The 14,707-nt window shown below is 59.7% G+C and carries 12 protein-coding genes, 5 tRNA genes and 2 riboswitches; of the genes, 9 read left to right on the plus strand and 8 right to left on the minus strand.

Translation table 11 applies throughout. The features are described 5' to 3' along the window. Positions 1 to 13: 13 nt before the first annotated feature. The 3 genes from thiH to thiS are packed head-to-tail and all read right to left on the minus strand — an operon-like array spanning position 14 to position 2,133. Positions 14 to 1,141, minus strand: a complete 1,128-nt coding sequence (thiH, locus tag HUV26_RS01855) for a 2-iminoacetate synthase ThiH (protein WP_174408384.1) — start codon at positions 1,139 to 1,141, stop codon at positions 14 to 16. Continuing rightward, positions 1,142 to 1,933: a thiazole synthase gene (locus tag HUV26_RS01860; protein WP_174408385.1), complete on the minus strand. Its 792-nt coding sequence runs from the start codon at positions 1,931 to 1,933 to the stop codon at positions 1,142 to 1,144. After that, entirely contained in the window at positions 1,933 to 2,133 is a 201-nt protein-coding gene (gene thiS, locus HUV26_RS01865) for a sulfur carrier protein ThiS (RefSeq protein ID WP_174408386.1), read from the minus strand. Before thiS ends, HUV26_RS01860 begins: the two co-directional genes overlap by 1 nt. Positions 2,134 to 2,209: 76 nt before the next feature. Further along, a riboswitch (TPP riboswitch) is annotated at positions 2,210 to 2,318 on the minus strand. A gap of 166 nt (positions 2,319 to 2,484) precedes the next feature. Next, a riboswitch (TPP riboswitch) is annotated at positions 2,485 to 2,598 on the minus strand. A gap of 174 nt (positions 2,599 to 2,772) precedes the next feature. Here thiS and HUV26_RS01870 point away from each other — a divergent pair. Then, complete coding sequence (locus HUV26_RS01870; RefSeq protein WP_174408387.1) at positions 2,773 to 3,564, plus strand: NikL family nickel/cobalt ECF transporter subunit; 792 nt, start codon at positions 2,773 to 2,775, stop codon at positions 3,562 to 3,564. A gap of 52 nt (positions 3,565 to 3,616) precedes the next feature. Here the strand turns inward: HUV26_RS01870 and HUV26_RS01875 are convergent, their stop codons facing one another. The 3 genes from HUV26_RS01875 to dksA all read right to left on the minus strand — a co-directional run bounded on the left by HUV26_RS01875 (position 3,617) and on the right by dksA (position 7,254). Beyond that, complete coding sequence (locus tag HUV26_RS01875; protein ID WP_243451216.1) at positions 3,617 to 4,858, minus strand: EAL and HDOD domain-containing protein; 1,242 nt, start codon at positions 4,856 to 4,858, stop codon at positions 3,617 to 3,619. A 257-nt stretch (positions 4,859 to 5,115) separates the two neighbouring features. Next, positions 5,116 to 6,870 carry an NFACT RNA binding domain-containing protein gene (locus HUV26_RS01880; RefSeq protein ID WP_174408389.1) on the minus strand — a complete coding sequence of 585 codons (1,755 nt, stop codon included), beginning with the start codon at positions 6,868 to 6,870 and terminating at the stop codon, positions 5,116 to 5,118. Positions 6,871 to 6,891: 21 nt separating this feature from the next. Continuing rightward, on the minus strand, positions 6,892 to 7,254 hold the full coding sequence (gene dksA, locus HUV26_RS01885; protein ID WP_174408390.1) for an RNA polymerase-binding protein DksA: 363 nt from the start codon (positions 7,252 to 7,254) through the stop codon (positions 6,892 to 6,894). A gap of 485 nt (positions 7,255 to 7,739) precedes the next feature. Between dksA and HUV26_RS01890 the strand changes: the two genes are divergently transcribed. The 5 genes from HUV26_RS01890 to HUV26_RS01910 all read left to right on the plus strand — a co-directional run bounded on the left by HUV26_RS01890 (position 7,740) and on the right by HUV26_RS01910 (position 8,657). After that, positions 7,740 to 7,814 (plus strand) — tRNA-Gly (locus tag HUV26_RS01890). Positions 7,815 to 8,241: 427 nt separating this feature from the next. Next, positions 8,242 to 8,316, plus strand: a tRNA-Cys gene (locus HUV26_RS01895). A gap of 4 nt (positions 8,317 to 8,320) precedes the next feature. Further along, positions 8,321 to 8,395, plus strand: a tRNA-Gly gene (locus HUV26_RS01900). 78 nt (positions 8,396 to 8,473) lie between these two features. After that, positions 8,474 to 8,548 (plus strand) — tRNA-Gly (locus tag HUV26_RS01905). 34 nt (positions 8,549 to 8,582) lie between these two features. Beyond that, positions 8,583 to 8,657, plus strand: a tRNA-Gly gene (locus HUV26_RS01910). Positions 8,658 to 8,857: 200 nt separating this feature from the next. Here the strand turns inward: HUV26_RS01910 and HUV26_RS01915 are convergent. Then, positions 8,858 to 9,364, minus strand: coding sequence for a peptidylprolyl isomerase (locus HUV26_RS01915; protein ID WP_174408391.1), 507 nt, complete (start codon positions 9,362 to 9,364; stop codon positions 8,858 to 8,860). Positions 9,365 to 9,639: 275 nt separating this feature from the next. Between HUV26_RS01915 and HUV26_RS01920 the strand changes: the two genes are divergently transcribed. Both HUV26_RS01920 and HUV26_RS01925 read left to right on the plus strand, forming a co-directional pair. Continuing rightward, entirely contained in the window at positions 9,640 to 10,383 is a 744-nt protein-coding gene (locus HUV26_RS01920; protein ID WP_243451217.1) for a class I SAM-dependent methyltransferase, read from the plus strand. A 1-nt stretch (position 10,384) separates the two neighbouring features. Beyond that, positions 10,385 to 12,115: a YcaO-like family protein gene (locus HUV26_RS01925; RefSeq protein WP_174408393.1), complete on the plus strand. Its 1,731-nt coding sequence runs from the start codon at positions 10,385 to 10,387 to the stop codon at positions 12,113 to 12,115. A 49-nt stretch (positions 12,116 to 12,164) separates the two neighbouring features. Here the strand turns inward: HUV26_RS01925 and HUV26_RS01930 are convergent, their stop codons facing one another. After that, positions 12,165 to 13,589: an APC family permease gene (locus HUV26_RS01930; protein ID WP_174408394.1), complete on the minus strand. Its 1,425-nt coding sequence runs from the start codon at positions 13,587 to 13,589 to the stop codon at positions 12,165 to 12,167. Between the two features lie 118 nt (positions 13,590 to 13,707). Here HUV26_RS01930 and HUV26_RS01935 point away from each other — a divergent pair, with 118 nt between their 5' ends. Continuing rightward, positions 13,708 to 14,685: a LysR family transcriptional regulator gene (locus HUV26_RS01935; protein WP_174408395.1), complete on the plus strand. Its 978-nt coding sequence runs from the start codon at positions 13,708 to 13,710 to the stop codon at positions 14,683 to 14,685. The last annotated feature ends 22 nt before the right edge of the window (positions 14,686 to 14,707 follow it).

A 14,707-nucleotide genomic window follows, 5' to 3' on the forward strand; every position in this document is an offset into this window, starting at 1 on the left:
GCATACGCCCCGGCTACACCGCCACGGCGCAAACGCCGTCCAAAGGCTCCCAGTCCTTGAAGACCGGCTGATACCCCCGCCGCCGTATGGCATCGCACACCTCTTCCACGCTCCGGGGATCGGAAATCTCAAACTGCCCCACACTCTCCGTTTCACCGGCATGTCCGCCCACGGCGGTGCTCACTCCCGCAGACATGCGGGTCACGCCAAGGGGAATAAGATGGTCGCGCAACACGGCAGGCTCACGGGTAGAAATTGTTATGCCGCAGCGCGGCAGAAAAATGCGCAGGGCAAGCAGTATCTGCACCAGTTCCCTGTCTCCCACCAGTGAGGCAGGCTGGAACGCTCCGGCATGGGGCCGCATGCGCGGCAGCGAAACCGCCACATCTGTCTGCGGATACTTCTTTTGCAGATACCGGGCATGCATACCCGTAAAAAAGGCATCGCGCCGCCAGTCATCCAGTCCCAGAAGCGCCCCCACGTTCACCAAGCGCATCCCCGCGCGGCATCCGCGCTCCGGCGCATCCAGCCTGAAGGTGTAGTCACGCTTGGGGCCGGCGGGATGCAACGCCGCATACAGGCTGCGGTTGTATGTCTCCTGAAACAGCGTCAGCGAATCCACACCGCACCGCAAAAGATGCGCATACTCCTCCTCCCGCATGGCAAAGACCTCCACGCCGAGCGAAGGAAAAAAGTCGCGCAATGTCCGGGCAGCCTGCCCGATATACTCTGCGGAAGCCCTGCGCGGCGCATCCCCCGTAAGCAGCAGAAGCTGCTTCAACCCGGAAGCCGCAATGGCTTCCCCTTCACGGAGAATTCCTTCCTCGTCCAGCATGGTCCGGGCAATATCGTTGCGGGCGTTGAATCCGCAATACACGCACTGGTTCGTGCAGTGGTTGGAAAGATACAACGGCGTGAACAACTGAATGGTCCGCCCGAAGTGCTGCACAGAAAGCGCATTCGCGCGCTGTGCCATGGCTTCCAGCAACCCTGCCGCAGCGGGAGAAAGCAGGGTCAGATACTCATCCGGGCCCAGCACGGGTTTTTCCAGTGCCCGGCGCACGTCCGCCTCGGTCACCGCCTGCGCCGCACCCGGAATATCCGCCCCCTCATACCCCTGCACAACCCGCAGGAACGACATTTACGCCTCCCCCAAAAAGCCCGTCAGGGGCGAAGAGGCATCGGCCCCGCCGCAGAGCACAGGTCCCGCCTTGGCAAGAAAAGCCTGCCGTCCGGCCCGTACCGCCGCGCCAAACGCCATGGCCATGGCAACCGGGTCGCCCGCCGTGGCTATGGCGGTATTCACAAGACAGGCATCCGCCCCCATCTCCATGGCCTCACACGCCTCAGAGGGCCTGCCTATTCCGGCATCCACCACAATGGGCACCCCTATTTCCTCAATCAGAATCCCAATCATCTCCTTGGTCCGCAGCCCCCGGTTGGTGCCTATGGGTGCCCCCAGCGGCATCACCGCGGCGGCTCCCGCATTTTCCAGATCACGGGCCACATACAGGTCAGGGTTCATGTAGGGCAGCACCACAAACCCCTCCTTTGCCAGTATTTCCGTAGCCCGCGCCGTCTGATAACCGTCTGGCAGCAGGTAGCGGCTGTCGGAGATGACTTCAATCTTTATCCAGTTGCCACATCCGGCGGCGCGAGCCAGCCGGGCAATACGCACGGCCTCTTCGGCATCGCGCGCGCCGGAGGTGTTGGGCAGGAGCCGCATATGCTTCGGAATGTGCTGCATCACATTCCCCGTGGCGGCGCGCATATCCACCCTTCTCAGGGCCACGGTTATGACCTGTGAACCGGAAGCCCGGCAAACTTCGGGGATGACTGCGTCAGAGCCGTACTTCCCGGTACCGACAAACAGCCTGCTCTGCAGCACGCTGCCGCCGATAACCAAGGGATCGTTGTTGTTGTCGTGTTCCATCAGCCCCCTCCTACAAAGTGCAGGATTTCAAGTTCATCCCCGTCCGCCAGCCGGACGTCTTCCCACGCATCGGTCATAACCACGGAGCGGTTATGCTCCACCACCACGGAACGCACATCCAGCCCCCTGCCCTCCAGAAAAGTCCGCAGGGGCATGTTTTCCGCGCATTCCACCTGTTCACCGTTCACACGAATGATCATGCCCTCTCCCACCGTTGTCCGGCACCGGACCGGAACAAAAAAAGGCCTGCCGCAAGGCAAGCCGTAAACGCACTCCCCCATGGAGCACAGGCTTCCCTCCGGCGGTCCGAACCGCTTCAGGTTCAAGGGGTCTGGGCCATGCCCACTCTCAGCCCGCCGCAAAGCGGACTCCCCCAGCCAATCCCGGCACCCGTGCGGGCGCGTTACCGCAGCACGGGTGAACAATTCAACAACTCTCAAACCGCCCGAAAACGGTGCGCCATGAACGGACAGGCAAAAAGCAACAGAGCGCCTCAAACAAAAAAACGCCTGCCCTGATGAGGCAAGCGTGGCGGCAACCCTTGTACGGAACAGCGGCTGCTGTAGCTTCCCTCCGCCGGTGCAAGCCGGTTCAGGTTCAAAGGGTCTGGGCTTCACCCACTCTCAGCCGTGCTGCATTGCCGCATGGCTCCCCTAGCTGTTTACGTGAACAGTACGCAACGGCGGTCACGTTGTAAAGACCTTTATGCTCCCCGCATCGCTGCCCCGTGCGCCGCAACGGAATAGGGCCCGTAATCCCCGACCATGGTTCCTTTTCCTTGCACAGTGGCACGATTAGAAATATTGTCACACCACATCAGCACAAACCGGAGGCCCCGTATGTCACGCATCTCCTGCATATCTCGCATCTCCCTGCCATCACCAACCACCCGCACATCAGGCACTGCCCCGGCATCCCGCCCGCAGTGCCTTGTCGCAGCCCCGTCCCGTCTGCTGTGCGCCATGCTTGCCGCGTTCATGCTGTCCTCCCTGTTCTGGGCAACACACGCCCACGCCCACCGCGTGAACATCTTCGCATGGGTGGAAGGAAACGCCATCCACACGGAATCCTCCTTCAGCAACGGCAACAAGGCCCGCAGCAGTCAGGTAACGGCCACCATCAAAGATACGGGAGACGCCATAGCGCAAGGCATGACCGATGAAGCGGGCGTATGGAGCTTCACCATACCGCCCCATATCCTCTCAGCAGGGCCGGACATCCTCATCTCCCTGAACGCCAATGAAGGCCATGTGAACACGTGGACGGTGAAGGGTGCGGAATACGCCCCAGCCCCGTCACAAACGCAGCACGCGCCCGCATCTGCCTCACCGCAGGCGAAAAAGCCCGTCACAGGCGATGACGGCGACATGCCCCCGTTTATGGAATCCCACACCGCACCCACGCCAGCCGAAAAAACACAGACAGGCAAGCCGCAGGCAGCCCTGCCCGCATCGGATGAACTGCGGACCATCGTGGAAGAGGCTCTGGAAAAAAAACTCGCGCCCATCCGCAGACAGCTTGCAGAAGAATCCCAACGCGGCCCCAGCCTGCAGGATATCATAGGCGGCATTGGGTATATCATCGGGCTTGCGGGCATTGCCGCGTTCATGGCGGCACGCAGAAAAAAATAACCTGCGATTCTCTCGCAGGTTATGCACAGTAATGTCGGCGTTACAACCGGCATCAGTCAAAAAACGCCATAGCCCACTGCAAAGACTCTTCGTACGCCTTTACCACGCGTTCCTCACTCAGGCCCAGTTGCCCCATGACCGCCATGGTTTCATCCCACTCGGCCCGTTCATACGAGGTCAGCAGTTGCAGCCACGGGGTGTAGGCACTCTCCCCTCCCTGCAGGGCACTGACAATCTCCTCGTCCAGCGGCATGTCCTTGAGCATGTCTTCCAGCGATACGGAAAGCAGCGTCTCCAGCAGGGAAAAAAGTCCCAGCAGGAACAGGCTGTTGGACTCCACGCCCCCCCTCGCCCCGGTGCCCAGCAATTCCAGGAACTTGCCCCGCTGCGCCGCCTGCGAAACCACATGCTTGGCCATGGGCGCGGTTTCCAGTTCAGAAAGCACCGTCACGCACAACCACTGCTTCAGCTTCTTGCTCCCCAGAAGGGCAATGCCGTGCTCCACACTCCGCACCTTCATGGGCAGGGAAAAATGTACGGAGTTAAGGTATTTCATAAGCTTGTACACAAGCGAAACATCGGCCCGCAGCGCTTCACCAATTTCCGCAACGGAAAAATTCTCGTCGGAAAGCTTGGTCAAAAGCCGCATCTTCACCGCCTGCGAGGCAGAGAGTTTTTTCCCGCGCATAATCTCGGGACGGGAGAAGAAAAAGCCCTGAAACAGGTCAAACCCCATCCGGTGGCATACCTGAAAGGTATTCTGGTCTTCCACCTTCTCCGCCAGCAGCAGGCAGGGATACTGCTTAAGATCCTTCACGTTGCCGAACACATCGCGCAACGGGCGCCCCAGCACATCCACCTTCACAATGTCCGCCACCTTGAGGAACAGCTCCAGTTCGCCCTGTCCCACATAGTCATCCACGGCAAGCAGATACCCGTCATGCTTGAGGTGCAGCAGAGAACGCAGCACCTCCCGGCTGGGAACCACGTTCTCCAGAATCTCCACACCGCACTGGGCGGCGGGCAGCACCTTGGGAATCTGCTGTTCCAGCAGTTCTGCGGTAAAGTTGATGAGTACCTTCTGGTTGGGGAGCAAGGCGGGCTGAACGATGGAAAAACCGTCCGCAATGACGGAAGAGGTGGCAACGTTAGAATCCACCTCGCTGGGAAAATTCTCGGTGTCCGGCGGGCGGCGGAAGAGAAGCTCATACCCCCATATGGCCGCGTCACGGTCAAAGATGGGCTGACGTGCAACCAGCGTAGCGGAGGTATGTCCCTGACCTCCCCCCGTCACGGTAGAATCCGCGTGGGAATAGGCAGAGTCAGAAGCGCACACCCGGGCTATCGCCTGCGGGGCTGCGAGCAAATTTCGTAGCCTTTTCAACATGTAGACTGCCTTCGCTGCAAGAGACGCCCCCCGGCCAATGCCCGCACGCAGCAGTCGAATTCCCGACTTTGTGTGTTCCCATTTATTACACGCGCCCACCGCCCAGTCAAATGCTTGTTGACCCGGCTACGGCAAACGGCCAGCTATCTTCCTCATCTCCCCCGTCACGGGAGAGACTCGTCAACAGCCTCAGGGCATTCCGGCGCAAGACGCCGCTCCACTTCTTCCGCAAGCTCCACGAGCAAAGACCGCTCCATGCGCGCAACATGCACCGCCCCCACAGCAGCCCCCTTCACCTTGCGCACATTGCGGACAAACGCGCACATCACCCGTGCCTGCCCGCCCTCGCGCTGCCAGCTTTTCAGTCCCACCAGAACAGCCGCCTCGCGCAGGGTCTGCTCAGGCACTTCCTGCCCGGGAAACTCAAGCCGCAGCACCAGATGCGCGCTGGGACCATCCTCCGCATGAAACCACAGGTCATGCGGCTGCGCCCGGTTCAAAATTTCATGATTGCCCTTGGCATTCCTGCCACGCAGCATAAGCAGACCGTCAGAACTGCGGAAACGCTGAAAGAGCTTATGCACCCCTGCGTCATTGCGCTGCCCCTTCACTTCTTTCCGCTGCCCTTTGCCGCCGCTGCGCATACCCTGAACGGTCTTCCCGCCTGTCCGAGTACCGGAAATGTTGTCCGCCTTCCCGGAACGAGGGAGCGGCACCGCGCCGGCATCGCCTGCCTCAAGCCGCGCAATCTGTTCCCGCAACTGCCCGCGCCGCGCATCCAGCATACCTATGCCCCGCCTGCCGCGTGCCGCCTGCCGGAAAAGGTGCTCCATGTTTTCGTGCACGGTGCGTAAGGAATCCAGCGCAATACGCCTGCATCCGCCATCCGGGAACGGCACCTCCACCGCTTCAAGCCGCGCGTCCGTCCCTATGCGCCACAGTTCTGCCTGCAGGGCAAGCGCATCATCATGCCCGGCCATCATGGCCTGAAGCCTGCGCTCCTCGGCATCCAGCTTGGCAAGGGTTTTACGCGCCCGCTTGAGCGCACTGCGCAGGGGGGCATCTTCCTGTGCCTGCCGCGCGCGGTCCATAGTGCCAAACAGCTCCGGCTCCCCGGCAACAAGGGCTGCCTCCAGCGCCGTGGCAAACTCCCGCTCCCCGTACCCTTCATATTGGGCGGGATGCAGCGGCCATGTGCTGAGCATCGCAGCCCTGCCCGGGCGCACATAGCAATACACGGGGGTATCGCACCCGCCGGGACCAAACTCCACATCTGCCAGCAGCGCCCTCGCCTCAAGGTACGCATCCGGTTCCAAACCGCCCGGATTCACGTCTTTGTGCGCCCCCTTCCCCAATCCCGCCATGCACGCCAGCGTCTCCCGCAGCAGCGGCGTATAGTGAGGATATCTGCGCCACACGTCGCCATCCCTTCCGCCATCGCCACCGGCATCACCTCCGGCATCACCTTTGGAATCACCCTTGGACTCAAGCATGGCGGCAAAGTCTTCGTGGGGCGGCCACGGCGGCACCTGCCCGAAATTGTCCGGAAGAGCGTCAAGCACCGTAACCCCGTCCCGCAGGTCCAGCACTAGCCAGCCGCCCTTCTCTCCGGAAAGCGGAAACGCCATGCGGCGCTGCAGCCAATCGGCAACAGCCTTTCCCAACCGCCGGTTCCCGGCGTATTTACGCAACCACATGGCATGGGCGGAAGGCGTATCCGGGTTTGCAGGGCGCTCATCGGCCAGCATCAGCAGCGGAAAACGACGACCGGCCCGAAGCAGCAAATGCCGCTTGGGGCCGGTTCCGTGTAAAACAATGGTGGTAACATCCGGCGCGGGCGCATAAAACCGCTCCACGCGTGCGCCTTGCAGCGCTTCGGCAAGTTCCTGCGCCAGCCGTCTGAAAAAATGCGCGTCCATGCCCGCAGAGTAACGGAGCGGCTAGTCGGCCCGCTCGCGTTCGTCCTCTTCCTGTTTGCTTTTGCAGTTGATGCACAGCTTGGTCACAGGACGAGCCTTGAGCCGCGGCACGCCAATGTCGCATCCGCAGTCTTCGCAAACGCCGTAGCTTCCCTCTTCCATGCGCCCTATGGCGGCACGGATTTTCTTGATGAGCTTCCTTTCCCGGTCACGGATGCGCAACGTGAAAGCGCGGTCAGATTCCGCAGTGGCTCTATCCGCAGGATCAGCAAAAATCTCGTTGCTGTCCGTCAGTTCGTCGAGGGTGGCATCGCCCTTCTGCTGGGCTTCTTCCAGCATGGCGTGCAGCAGATCTCGGAAATAATCCAGGTCTTTCTGTTCCATAAGTCCTCCTCGGCATGTCTCGGCATGTCACGTCTCGGCATGCCCCGGCACGGTTCACAGAGGGTGAACGGCTAACAACAATCAGCGGAACCACGTCGGTATCCAGTATAAAGAGCACACAGGCATATACCAATGCTCGTGCATAAGTAAAGCACTACTTGCTTTCACACTAAAACCCACAAAATTCCGGGCAGATAAAGTTCACCGGACCGTTATTGCGTTCCTTCCGGCCTCTCCCGGCCCACCCGCGCAGCTCCGGAAAAGCCACCTGCGGGCCCGCAAACCGGCCCGCAGAAAATCCGGACCAACCACACTGCCTGTCAAAGCTCCAACATAATACGAAAAACGACCTAGGCAAGCTTTTTTCACTTTCCACTTGACCCTCCAAAACTCTTTGCGTATAAACCCACCTCGTCAGTGCGGAGCGCTTCTGAAAGACCTACATCTGAATGAACGGTCGGCACTGCGGTCTTCACACAATACGAGCGGGAATAACTCAGTGGTAGAGTGCAACCTTGCCAAGGTTGAAGTCGCGGGTTCAAATCCCGTTTCCCGCTCCACTTGATCATCTGCCGCACATGGCCTTACGACTCCATATGCGGCCTTTCATACACATGATGAACCCCGGCCCTCTTTCCGGGGTTCTTCCTTTTTCGTCCAGTCTCGTCCAGTTTCGTCCGGTTCTGTCCGGCTTCCCCCCACTCCCGGCAAGCAGCCATCCCGTTTCGTTCTTCCGCGAACATTGAATTGACAAGTAGCCGTGGCTATGGCAACTTCCTGCTTCCCCAAGCACTGGTACGGCGCGCAAAGCCGCTTCCAACAGCGGTTACGACAGCACGGTGCCGGGGCGGGATAAGTTTTTCAAAAAAGTGCTTGCAATCCTTTCCGGGTTCAGGCAAAAGCACTCCGGCGAGAGGCAATCCATGGTGATTCCTCAAGGATACAAATGACTTCACTGTCACTGTATCCACGCCGAAGGAACGATGAGGCGGCATAGCCAAGTGGTAAGGCAGAGGTCTGCAAAACCTCCATTCTCCAGTTCAAATCTGGATGCCGCCTCCATAATGCGGGAATAACTCAGTGGTAGAGTGCAACCTTGCCAAGGTTGAAGTCGCGGGTTCAAATCCCGTTTCCCGCTCCAGAGAACAAGGGCCGGTGGCGCAAGCCACCGGCATTTGCCCGAAAAGGCAATGTTGATCAGGAGCCGTTTTACATACGTGCGGGAATAACTCAGCGGTAGAGTGTCAGCTTCCCAAGCTGAAGGTCGCGGGTTCAAATCCCGTTTCCCGCTCCATAAGTCGATACGCCGCAAGGCAGATATATTTCCTGCGGGAATAACTCAGTGGTAGAGTGCAACCTTGCCAAGGTTGAAGTCGCGGGTTCAAATCCCGTTTCCCGCTCCACACTTCGGAAAAGGCCGGTCCCAAAGACCGGCCTTTTCCATTTTCCTCTTCGCACAAAGCCTCATCGTCTCCACTCGTCCGCCATTTTCCATTTTTCTTCCACCCCTCTAATGTCGGGGCACCGGGGCTGCCTGCCTGCCTGCCTGACTGACTGACGAACACGCCCCGTCCTGTTCAGGTATGCCGCATCAGCATGCAGCCTACTCGAACCGCCGTGCCGAAATAATCTCAATATCATCCACAGGCAGGTCATCAAAGCCGTCTCTGGCCTTGGTCACCTTCCAGTTTATCTTCTTCACCACGTCCATGCCTTCCACTACCCGTCCGAACACGGCGTAGCCGAAGCCTTCATCGGTATCATCCTGATGATCAAGGTCGGCGTTGTCTTCCGCGTTAATGAAAAACTCATCGCAGGCAGAATCCTTTTCCGTAGCCCGCGCCAACACAACGGTACCCTTGAGGTTGGAAAGCCCGTTCGTGGCCTCATTCACCACAGGCTCAAACGTTTCCCTGCGTTGCAGGCGGTTGTCGTACCCGCCCCCCTGAATCATAAATCCGCGTATAACGCGGTGAAAAATAGTATAATCGTAGTGCTTGGCATCCACATACCGCAGAAAATTGGCAACGCTTGCGGGTGCCTGTTCCGGCAGCAGTTCAATGAGAATATCTCCAAGGGTCGTTTCCAGCAGAACATAGGGATTTTCCATGCTTTCTCCTGCGCGCCAGCGCGTATGAAATAGATACCGCCGCATGCCTTGTCAGTCATTCAGCGGCACCGGAGTCTGTGTAGCAGAACTCGAAGCGCAGGTCAGCCCCCGTCTGCCGTCCCGCGTCCGCCCGAAGCTGAGAAACATACCCCCACTCCGCCTTGCGCAAACGCCCGTCATAGGGCATGAACGGCAGGTGCCGCCGCAGGAAACACCCCGGAACCCGCGGCACACAACAGGGCCAAAGGCCCACACAACGCAGCCAAGGAATGAACATGCAATACCGTCTGGACGCCCCCCTAGACGAACTTCTTGATATGGCACGCCAGCGTTTTTCCGTGGAGTTCGAGCAACTTGCCGTAGGCGACATCAGGCTGGAAATCCTGCAGGTGCAGAACATGCGGGAGTATCTGGATCAACTCATTCCCACGCTCAGGGAAGACGCACTCAAGGCTATGCCCCTCTGGGCCAAGATATGGCCTGCCTCAATCATGCTGGGGCATTTTCTGCGCCACCTGTCCGCAGAAGGCAAAAGCCTGCTGGAGATAGGGGCGGGTTGCGGCGTATCGGGCCTCATCGCCGCCGCGCACGGATTTTCCGAAGTCTTCATCACAGACATCAACGAAGACGCTCTGCTTTTTGCCCGCATTAACGCCCTGCGCAACGACCTTGGTGACAGGGTAACCGTATGCCGCATGGACATTGCCGAAACCCGCCTGAATCGTACGTTCGACTATATTGCCGGCGCAGAGGTGCTGTATCTGGAATCGCTGCACCGGGCACTGGTCAAATGCCTGCGCCACCACCTTGCCCCCGGCCCTTCCTCCGAAGCCCTGCTTGCCAAGGACTACCGCCGCAAGGCAAAAAAATTCTTCAAGCTGGCCGAGCGGGAATTCCAGATGCAGGAGCGCACCGTGGGCACAAAGATAACGGAAGCAGACAGCGTCGGAGCGGACGATGCGGCCACGCCCCAGACCACCCGTTCCCTGTTCACCATTCACAGATTGCGAGCCAAATAGCATGATTACACTCAAGCCCTGCCCCAAGCACTATACCACTGATCAGGACAAGGTCATGACTCCCGCCGAAACGGTAGCCCGCGTTCGGGCACGGCTGGAGCAGCTGGAAACCCGCATTCTGGCGGAAACCCGCCGAATAGATACCGGGCGGCTGGACATTCCCGTCTTCCTTTCGGTCTGTGGTGCGGATGCCAGAAAGTTCATGCCCACCCGCAAACAGATGGGTAAAGGTGCTTCAGTGGAGCAGGCAGAAGCCTCTGCCCTCATGGAACTGATGGAGCGTTACAGCTACTGGACCTTCTGGGACAGCAAACCCCGCATGGTACGGTGCACATGGTCAGAAGCAGCGGCCCGGTTCGGCGACCGGCTCATCCCCATGGAGCAGATGCTGCAATCCGTTTCGGAAACCATCTCTCCTGCCGATGCAGCCCGCGTTCTGGACCTGACCCAATGGTGGTTCTGCCCTGCCACAGACGTGCTGTACGGTGCGGAACGCATGATCCCGCTGGACTGGTTCCGCAAACTGGGTGAATTCAACGGGTCTTCGGCGGGCAACACCGATGAAGAATCCATCTTTCAGGGCGCATGTGAACTGGTGGAGCGCCACGTCTGCTGCCTCATAGACAGGGCAGGCACGCCGGTTCCCACCATTGACCCGGCCTCCATTTCCGACTCCGTGCTCAAGCGGCTCCACGCCAAATTCACGGAGAACGGCATCGTGGTGGTGCTCAAAGACTTTTCGCTGGGTCTGCCTGTCCCCACCGTGGCGGCCATTGCATGGGATCCCGCAACCTTCCCGCACAAATCGGAGATAGTCTACACTGCCGGAACGGCTTCCTCTCCCGTCAAGGCAGCGGTACGCGCCCTCACGGAGGTGGCACAGCTTGCGGGCGACTTCGAATCCGGAGCCTGCTACGAGGCATCCGGGCTGCCCAAATACGCCCGCCCGGAAGATATGGCATGGCTGCTGGAAGGCCCTACGGTTCCTCTGGATTCGCTGCCCGGTGTGGAGCATGCCGATATCTACGAGGAACTCATGGCGCTGGCGCGCGGCCTTGAATCCGCGGGCTACACGCTTTACTCCGTGCAGACCACCAACCCGGAACTGAACGTTTCCGCCAATTACAACATTGTTCCCGGCTTCCAGTTCCGCGAACGGGATAAAAACGCCAGCCTCGGGCTTTTTGTAGGCCGCATCCTGAGCGAGGAACATGACGCGGCATCCGCCATGCAGGGGTTGGAGGTCCTTGAAGACATCTATCCCGGCGCACACTTTCTGCCTTTCTTCAAAGGCATGCTGGCCCTGCGGGCAGAAGCCTTTGATGCTGCCTGCGCCCTGTTTGAAGAAGCGGAACCCTTACAGCCGGAAGCCGATGCCCGCGGCCTTGCCGCTTTTTACAGCGGCTACTGCCACACTCTGCGGGAGGACTGGCAGGCCGCCCTGCCCGCTCTGGACCGCGCCGTAGCCCTGTGCCCGGAGATGAAGGAATATTTCAACTTCCGTGGTGTCACACGATTCAAGCTCGGCATGTACGCAGAGGCTGCGGAAGATTTCCGCACCCTGATAAAAGACCTGGACAAGGGGTCTGCCATAGACCTCGCCAATCTGGGCCTGTGCTGCAAGTTTCTCGACCGGCGGGACGAGGCGGAAGAATACCTTTCCGCCGCGTTGGAAATCGACCCTTCCATCGAGTTCGCGCGCACACATCTGGAAGAATTGCGCGGAGCATGACGGGCTGCATATGGCGCAGATCAGCTACTCCTGAACAGATAATTAGGTACTAACTTCTCTTTTCACTGCCTTGCACACGCAGCGGTGCGGCCATATCCCGCCGCTGCGTGCTTTTCCACGGCACAAGACAAAGCACGGCAAGCACAGCCACCACTGCCAGAACAAACCACGCAGCCTGCCACAGCACCACAAGCAGTACCGTTGCCAGCAGCCCTGCGGCTCCCCGCTGCCATGGCACGTGCAGCATGACAATGGCTGCTGCAATGCCCATGAGTGCATTGGCGAGAAAGAACCCGCTGGCAACGGATACCAGTGATTCAAGCCGCGCCAGCCCGGCCATGCAGGCAATCAGGGTGGCCGCCTGCGCAACGCACAGCAGAGTTACAGCCCCCACGGGCACATCCGCCCCGTTCCGTCGTTCCAGCAGCCGGAGCAGCGGCAGGAATACGGCAACGGCTCCGCGCCCGTACTTCCGGTTACCCCGCACGACCGACCGTGTCCCAAAGGCCGATGACACATGAATGGCTGAAGTCAGTGATGCAGCCAGAGATGACACCAACCGTGCCACCCCTCCCACAAACATCAGGTAAGTGGTCGTGCACAGAGCCGTAACCAGCAGGGCACATACCATCTGCCCCGCATCACCAAACAGAGGGTACAACAGTCTCGCCACGCCGTACCCCGCCGCCGTAGGCAACGCCTCGCGCTGAACAGCCAGCGCCACGCACATCTCCACCAGCGTTACCGCCGCAACACTGCCCAGAACGGCACGCGGTATGGTGCGCCCGGGAGTTTCCACATCGCCGCTGTAATTCCCTACCACTTCCCAGCCCACGATTATCCAGAACAGCATGAGCAGGGCGTGCCCAAACACGCTTGTCTCGAAGCTCCCCGTTTCCGGCAGCAGCGGTTGCCCACCGTCATGCAGTGCCAGCACCAGAATACCTCCGGCAAACAACAATACTGCGGAAACGGAAGAAAGCACCAGTGCCACAGTCCCCACGGCGCGGATACGCTGCAGCAGGAGCACATATCCCGGCCCCACCAGCCCCAGAGCCAGCAGCATACGCTGTCCCTGCTCTCCCTGCCCTGAAAAAACACCAGCGGCCAGCCACTCCGCTGCCTCCGGAAACACCGGAGGCAAGGGCAGATACTGGGCAATGGTCAGCAACACTGCGGCAGGACCGAATATGACCGCCGAGATGAGATACAGCGATGCAAGCATCCCTGCCCGTATGCCGAAGGCGTGGGCAATGGCATCCGACACCCCGCCGCTGCCCGGAAAACGGATGGAGAGAAATCCGAACACAAAAGCAAACACCGCGTTCAGGCACACGGTTATCATCCATGCGGGCAGGGCCCATTCCCCCGCCTCGCCGTACACCAACGGCGGCAGAATGAATATGCCCGACCCCAGTACCGGCCCCACCATCAATCCGCTCAGAAGGAACGGTCCCAACTTCTTTCCGCGCATGTACAGCTCCTGTATGGTCTTGTATCAGAACCCGTAATGCCGTATTCAGAACCATCTTTCCAACAGATTAACCTGATGGGTGCATTCTGTTTTTCCGAACGGCATCCCCGGAACAGCCATGGAACTTAACCAGCTCAAATCTTTTCTCTGTGTGGCGCGGGAAAGAAACCTCACCAGAGCCGCCCGTGTGTTGCATATAAGCCAGTCCGCACTCAGCACGCAGATACGGGGACTTGAAGAATCGCTGGGAGTCGTTCTCTTTGAACGTAAAGCACGGGGCATGGAACTCACAGCCCACGGTAAAACCCTGCACCAGCAGGCACGGCAGGTGCTCAATGCCGCGCAGGCTCTCAGGGATGCGGCGGGCAGGCTTTCCGCGACGCCCACCGGGGTCATTACCATGGGACTGAACACAGACCCCGCCTTCCTGCGCATGCGCACGCTGGATGCCCAGATGGAGCGCCATTATCCCAAAATCAGAATGGAGTTTATTCCGTCACAGACCCTTGCGACCACAAGCCTGCTGCGCGAGGGCGTGCTGGATGCCGGATTCCGCTTCGGACTGAGCGGCGATGAAGGCATAGACGAGATTCCACTTGCCGATGTGCCACTGTGCGTGGTCATTCCCACCCGGTTCGTGCGAAACGGCATGACCGTGCGCGACTTCACATGGAAATCGCTTGCCGCCCTGCCATGGCTGTGGACCACCTGCGAGTGCCCGTTCCACAAGCTGGTGGCAGACCGCATGGCGGAATACGGGGTACGCCCGCGTCCTGTTGCGGACGCTCTGGACGAGTACATCGTCCGGGAAATGGTGGCCAACGGAAAAGGCGCATCGGTTATGCGACGCGACATGGGGGAATTGCTGGAAGAGGAGGGCCTTGCCGTGGTGTGGGACGAACCGGACATGTTCCGGAATACCCCTTCCGCTCAAAGACAGCCGGCCAGTTCAGCCAGTTCGGTCAGTTCGGCCAGTTCGGTCAATCAGGGCAGTCCGCTCAGCGTTCCGCTCAGCCTAGCCTGCCTTGCCCGCCGCAGAGAGGACCCGCTTATACAGGCTCTTGTGGAAAGAGCACTGGCCGTATGGTCAGCCTGATCGCGCGCCTTTCTACAGTAAC

The organism is Desulfovibrio psychrotolerans (assembly GCF_013340305.1).
In the GTDB taxonomy this organism is placed as follows: Bacteria; Desulfobacterota; Desulfovibrionia; order Desulfovibrionales; family Desulfovibrionaceae; genus Halodesulfovibrio; species Halodesulfovibrio psychrotolerans.

Bases quoted from the DNA above. Each gene is read 5' to 3' on its own strand.
- thiH (WP_174408384.1), bottom strand. From the start codon at position 1,141: ATGTCGTTCCTGCGGGTTGTGCAGGGGTATGAGGGGGCGGATATTCCG.
- HUV26_RS01860 (WP_174408385.1), bottom strand. From the start codon at position 1,933: ATGGAACACGACAACAACAACGATCCCTTGGTTATCGGCGGCAGCGTG.
- thiS (WP_174408386.1), bottom strand. From the start codon at position 2,133: ATGATCATTCGTGTGAACGGTGAACAGGTGGAATGCGCGGAAAACATG.
- HUV26_RS01870 (WP_174408387.1), top strand. From the start codon at position 2,773: ATGTCACGCATCTCCTGCATATCTCGCATCTCCCTGCCATCACCAACC.
- HUV26_RS01880 (WP_174408389.1), bottom strand. From the start codon at position 6,870: ATGGACGCGCATTTTTTCAGACGGCTGGCGCAGGAACTTGCCGAAGCG.
- dksA (WP_174408390.1), bottom strand. From the start codon at position 7,254: ATGGAACAGAAAGACCTGGATTATTTCCGAGATCTGCTGCACGCCATG.
- HUV26_RS01915 (WP_174408391.1), bottom strand. From the start codon at position 9,364: ATGGAAAATCCCTATGTTCTGCTGGAAACGACCCTTGGAGATATTCTC.
- HUV26_RS01920 (WP_243451217.1), top strand. From the start codon at position 9,640: ATGCAATACCGTCTGGACGCCCCCCTAGACGAACTTCTTGATATGGCA.
- HUV26_RS01925 (WP_174408393.1), top strand. From the start codon at position 10,385: ATGATTACACTCAAGCCCTGCCCCAAGCACTATACCACTGATCAGGAC.
- HUV26_RS01930 (WP_174408394.1), bottom strand. From the start codon at position 13,589: ATGCGCGGAAAGAAGTTGGGACCGTTCCTTCTGAGCGGATTGATGGTG.
- HUV26_RS01935 (WP_174408395.1), top strand. From the start codon at position 13,708: ATGGAACTTAACCAGCTCAAATCTTTTCTCTGTGTGGCGCGGGAAAGA.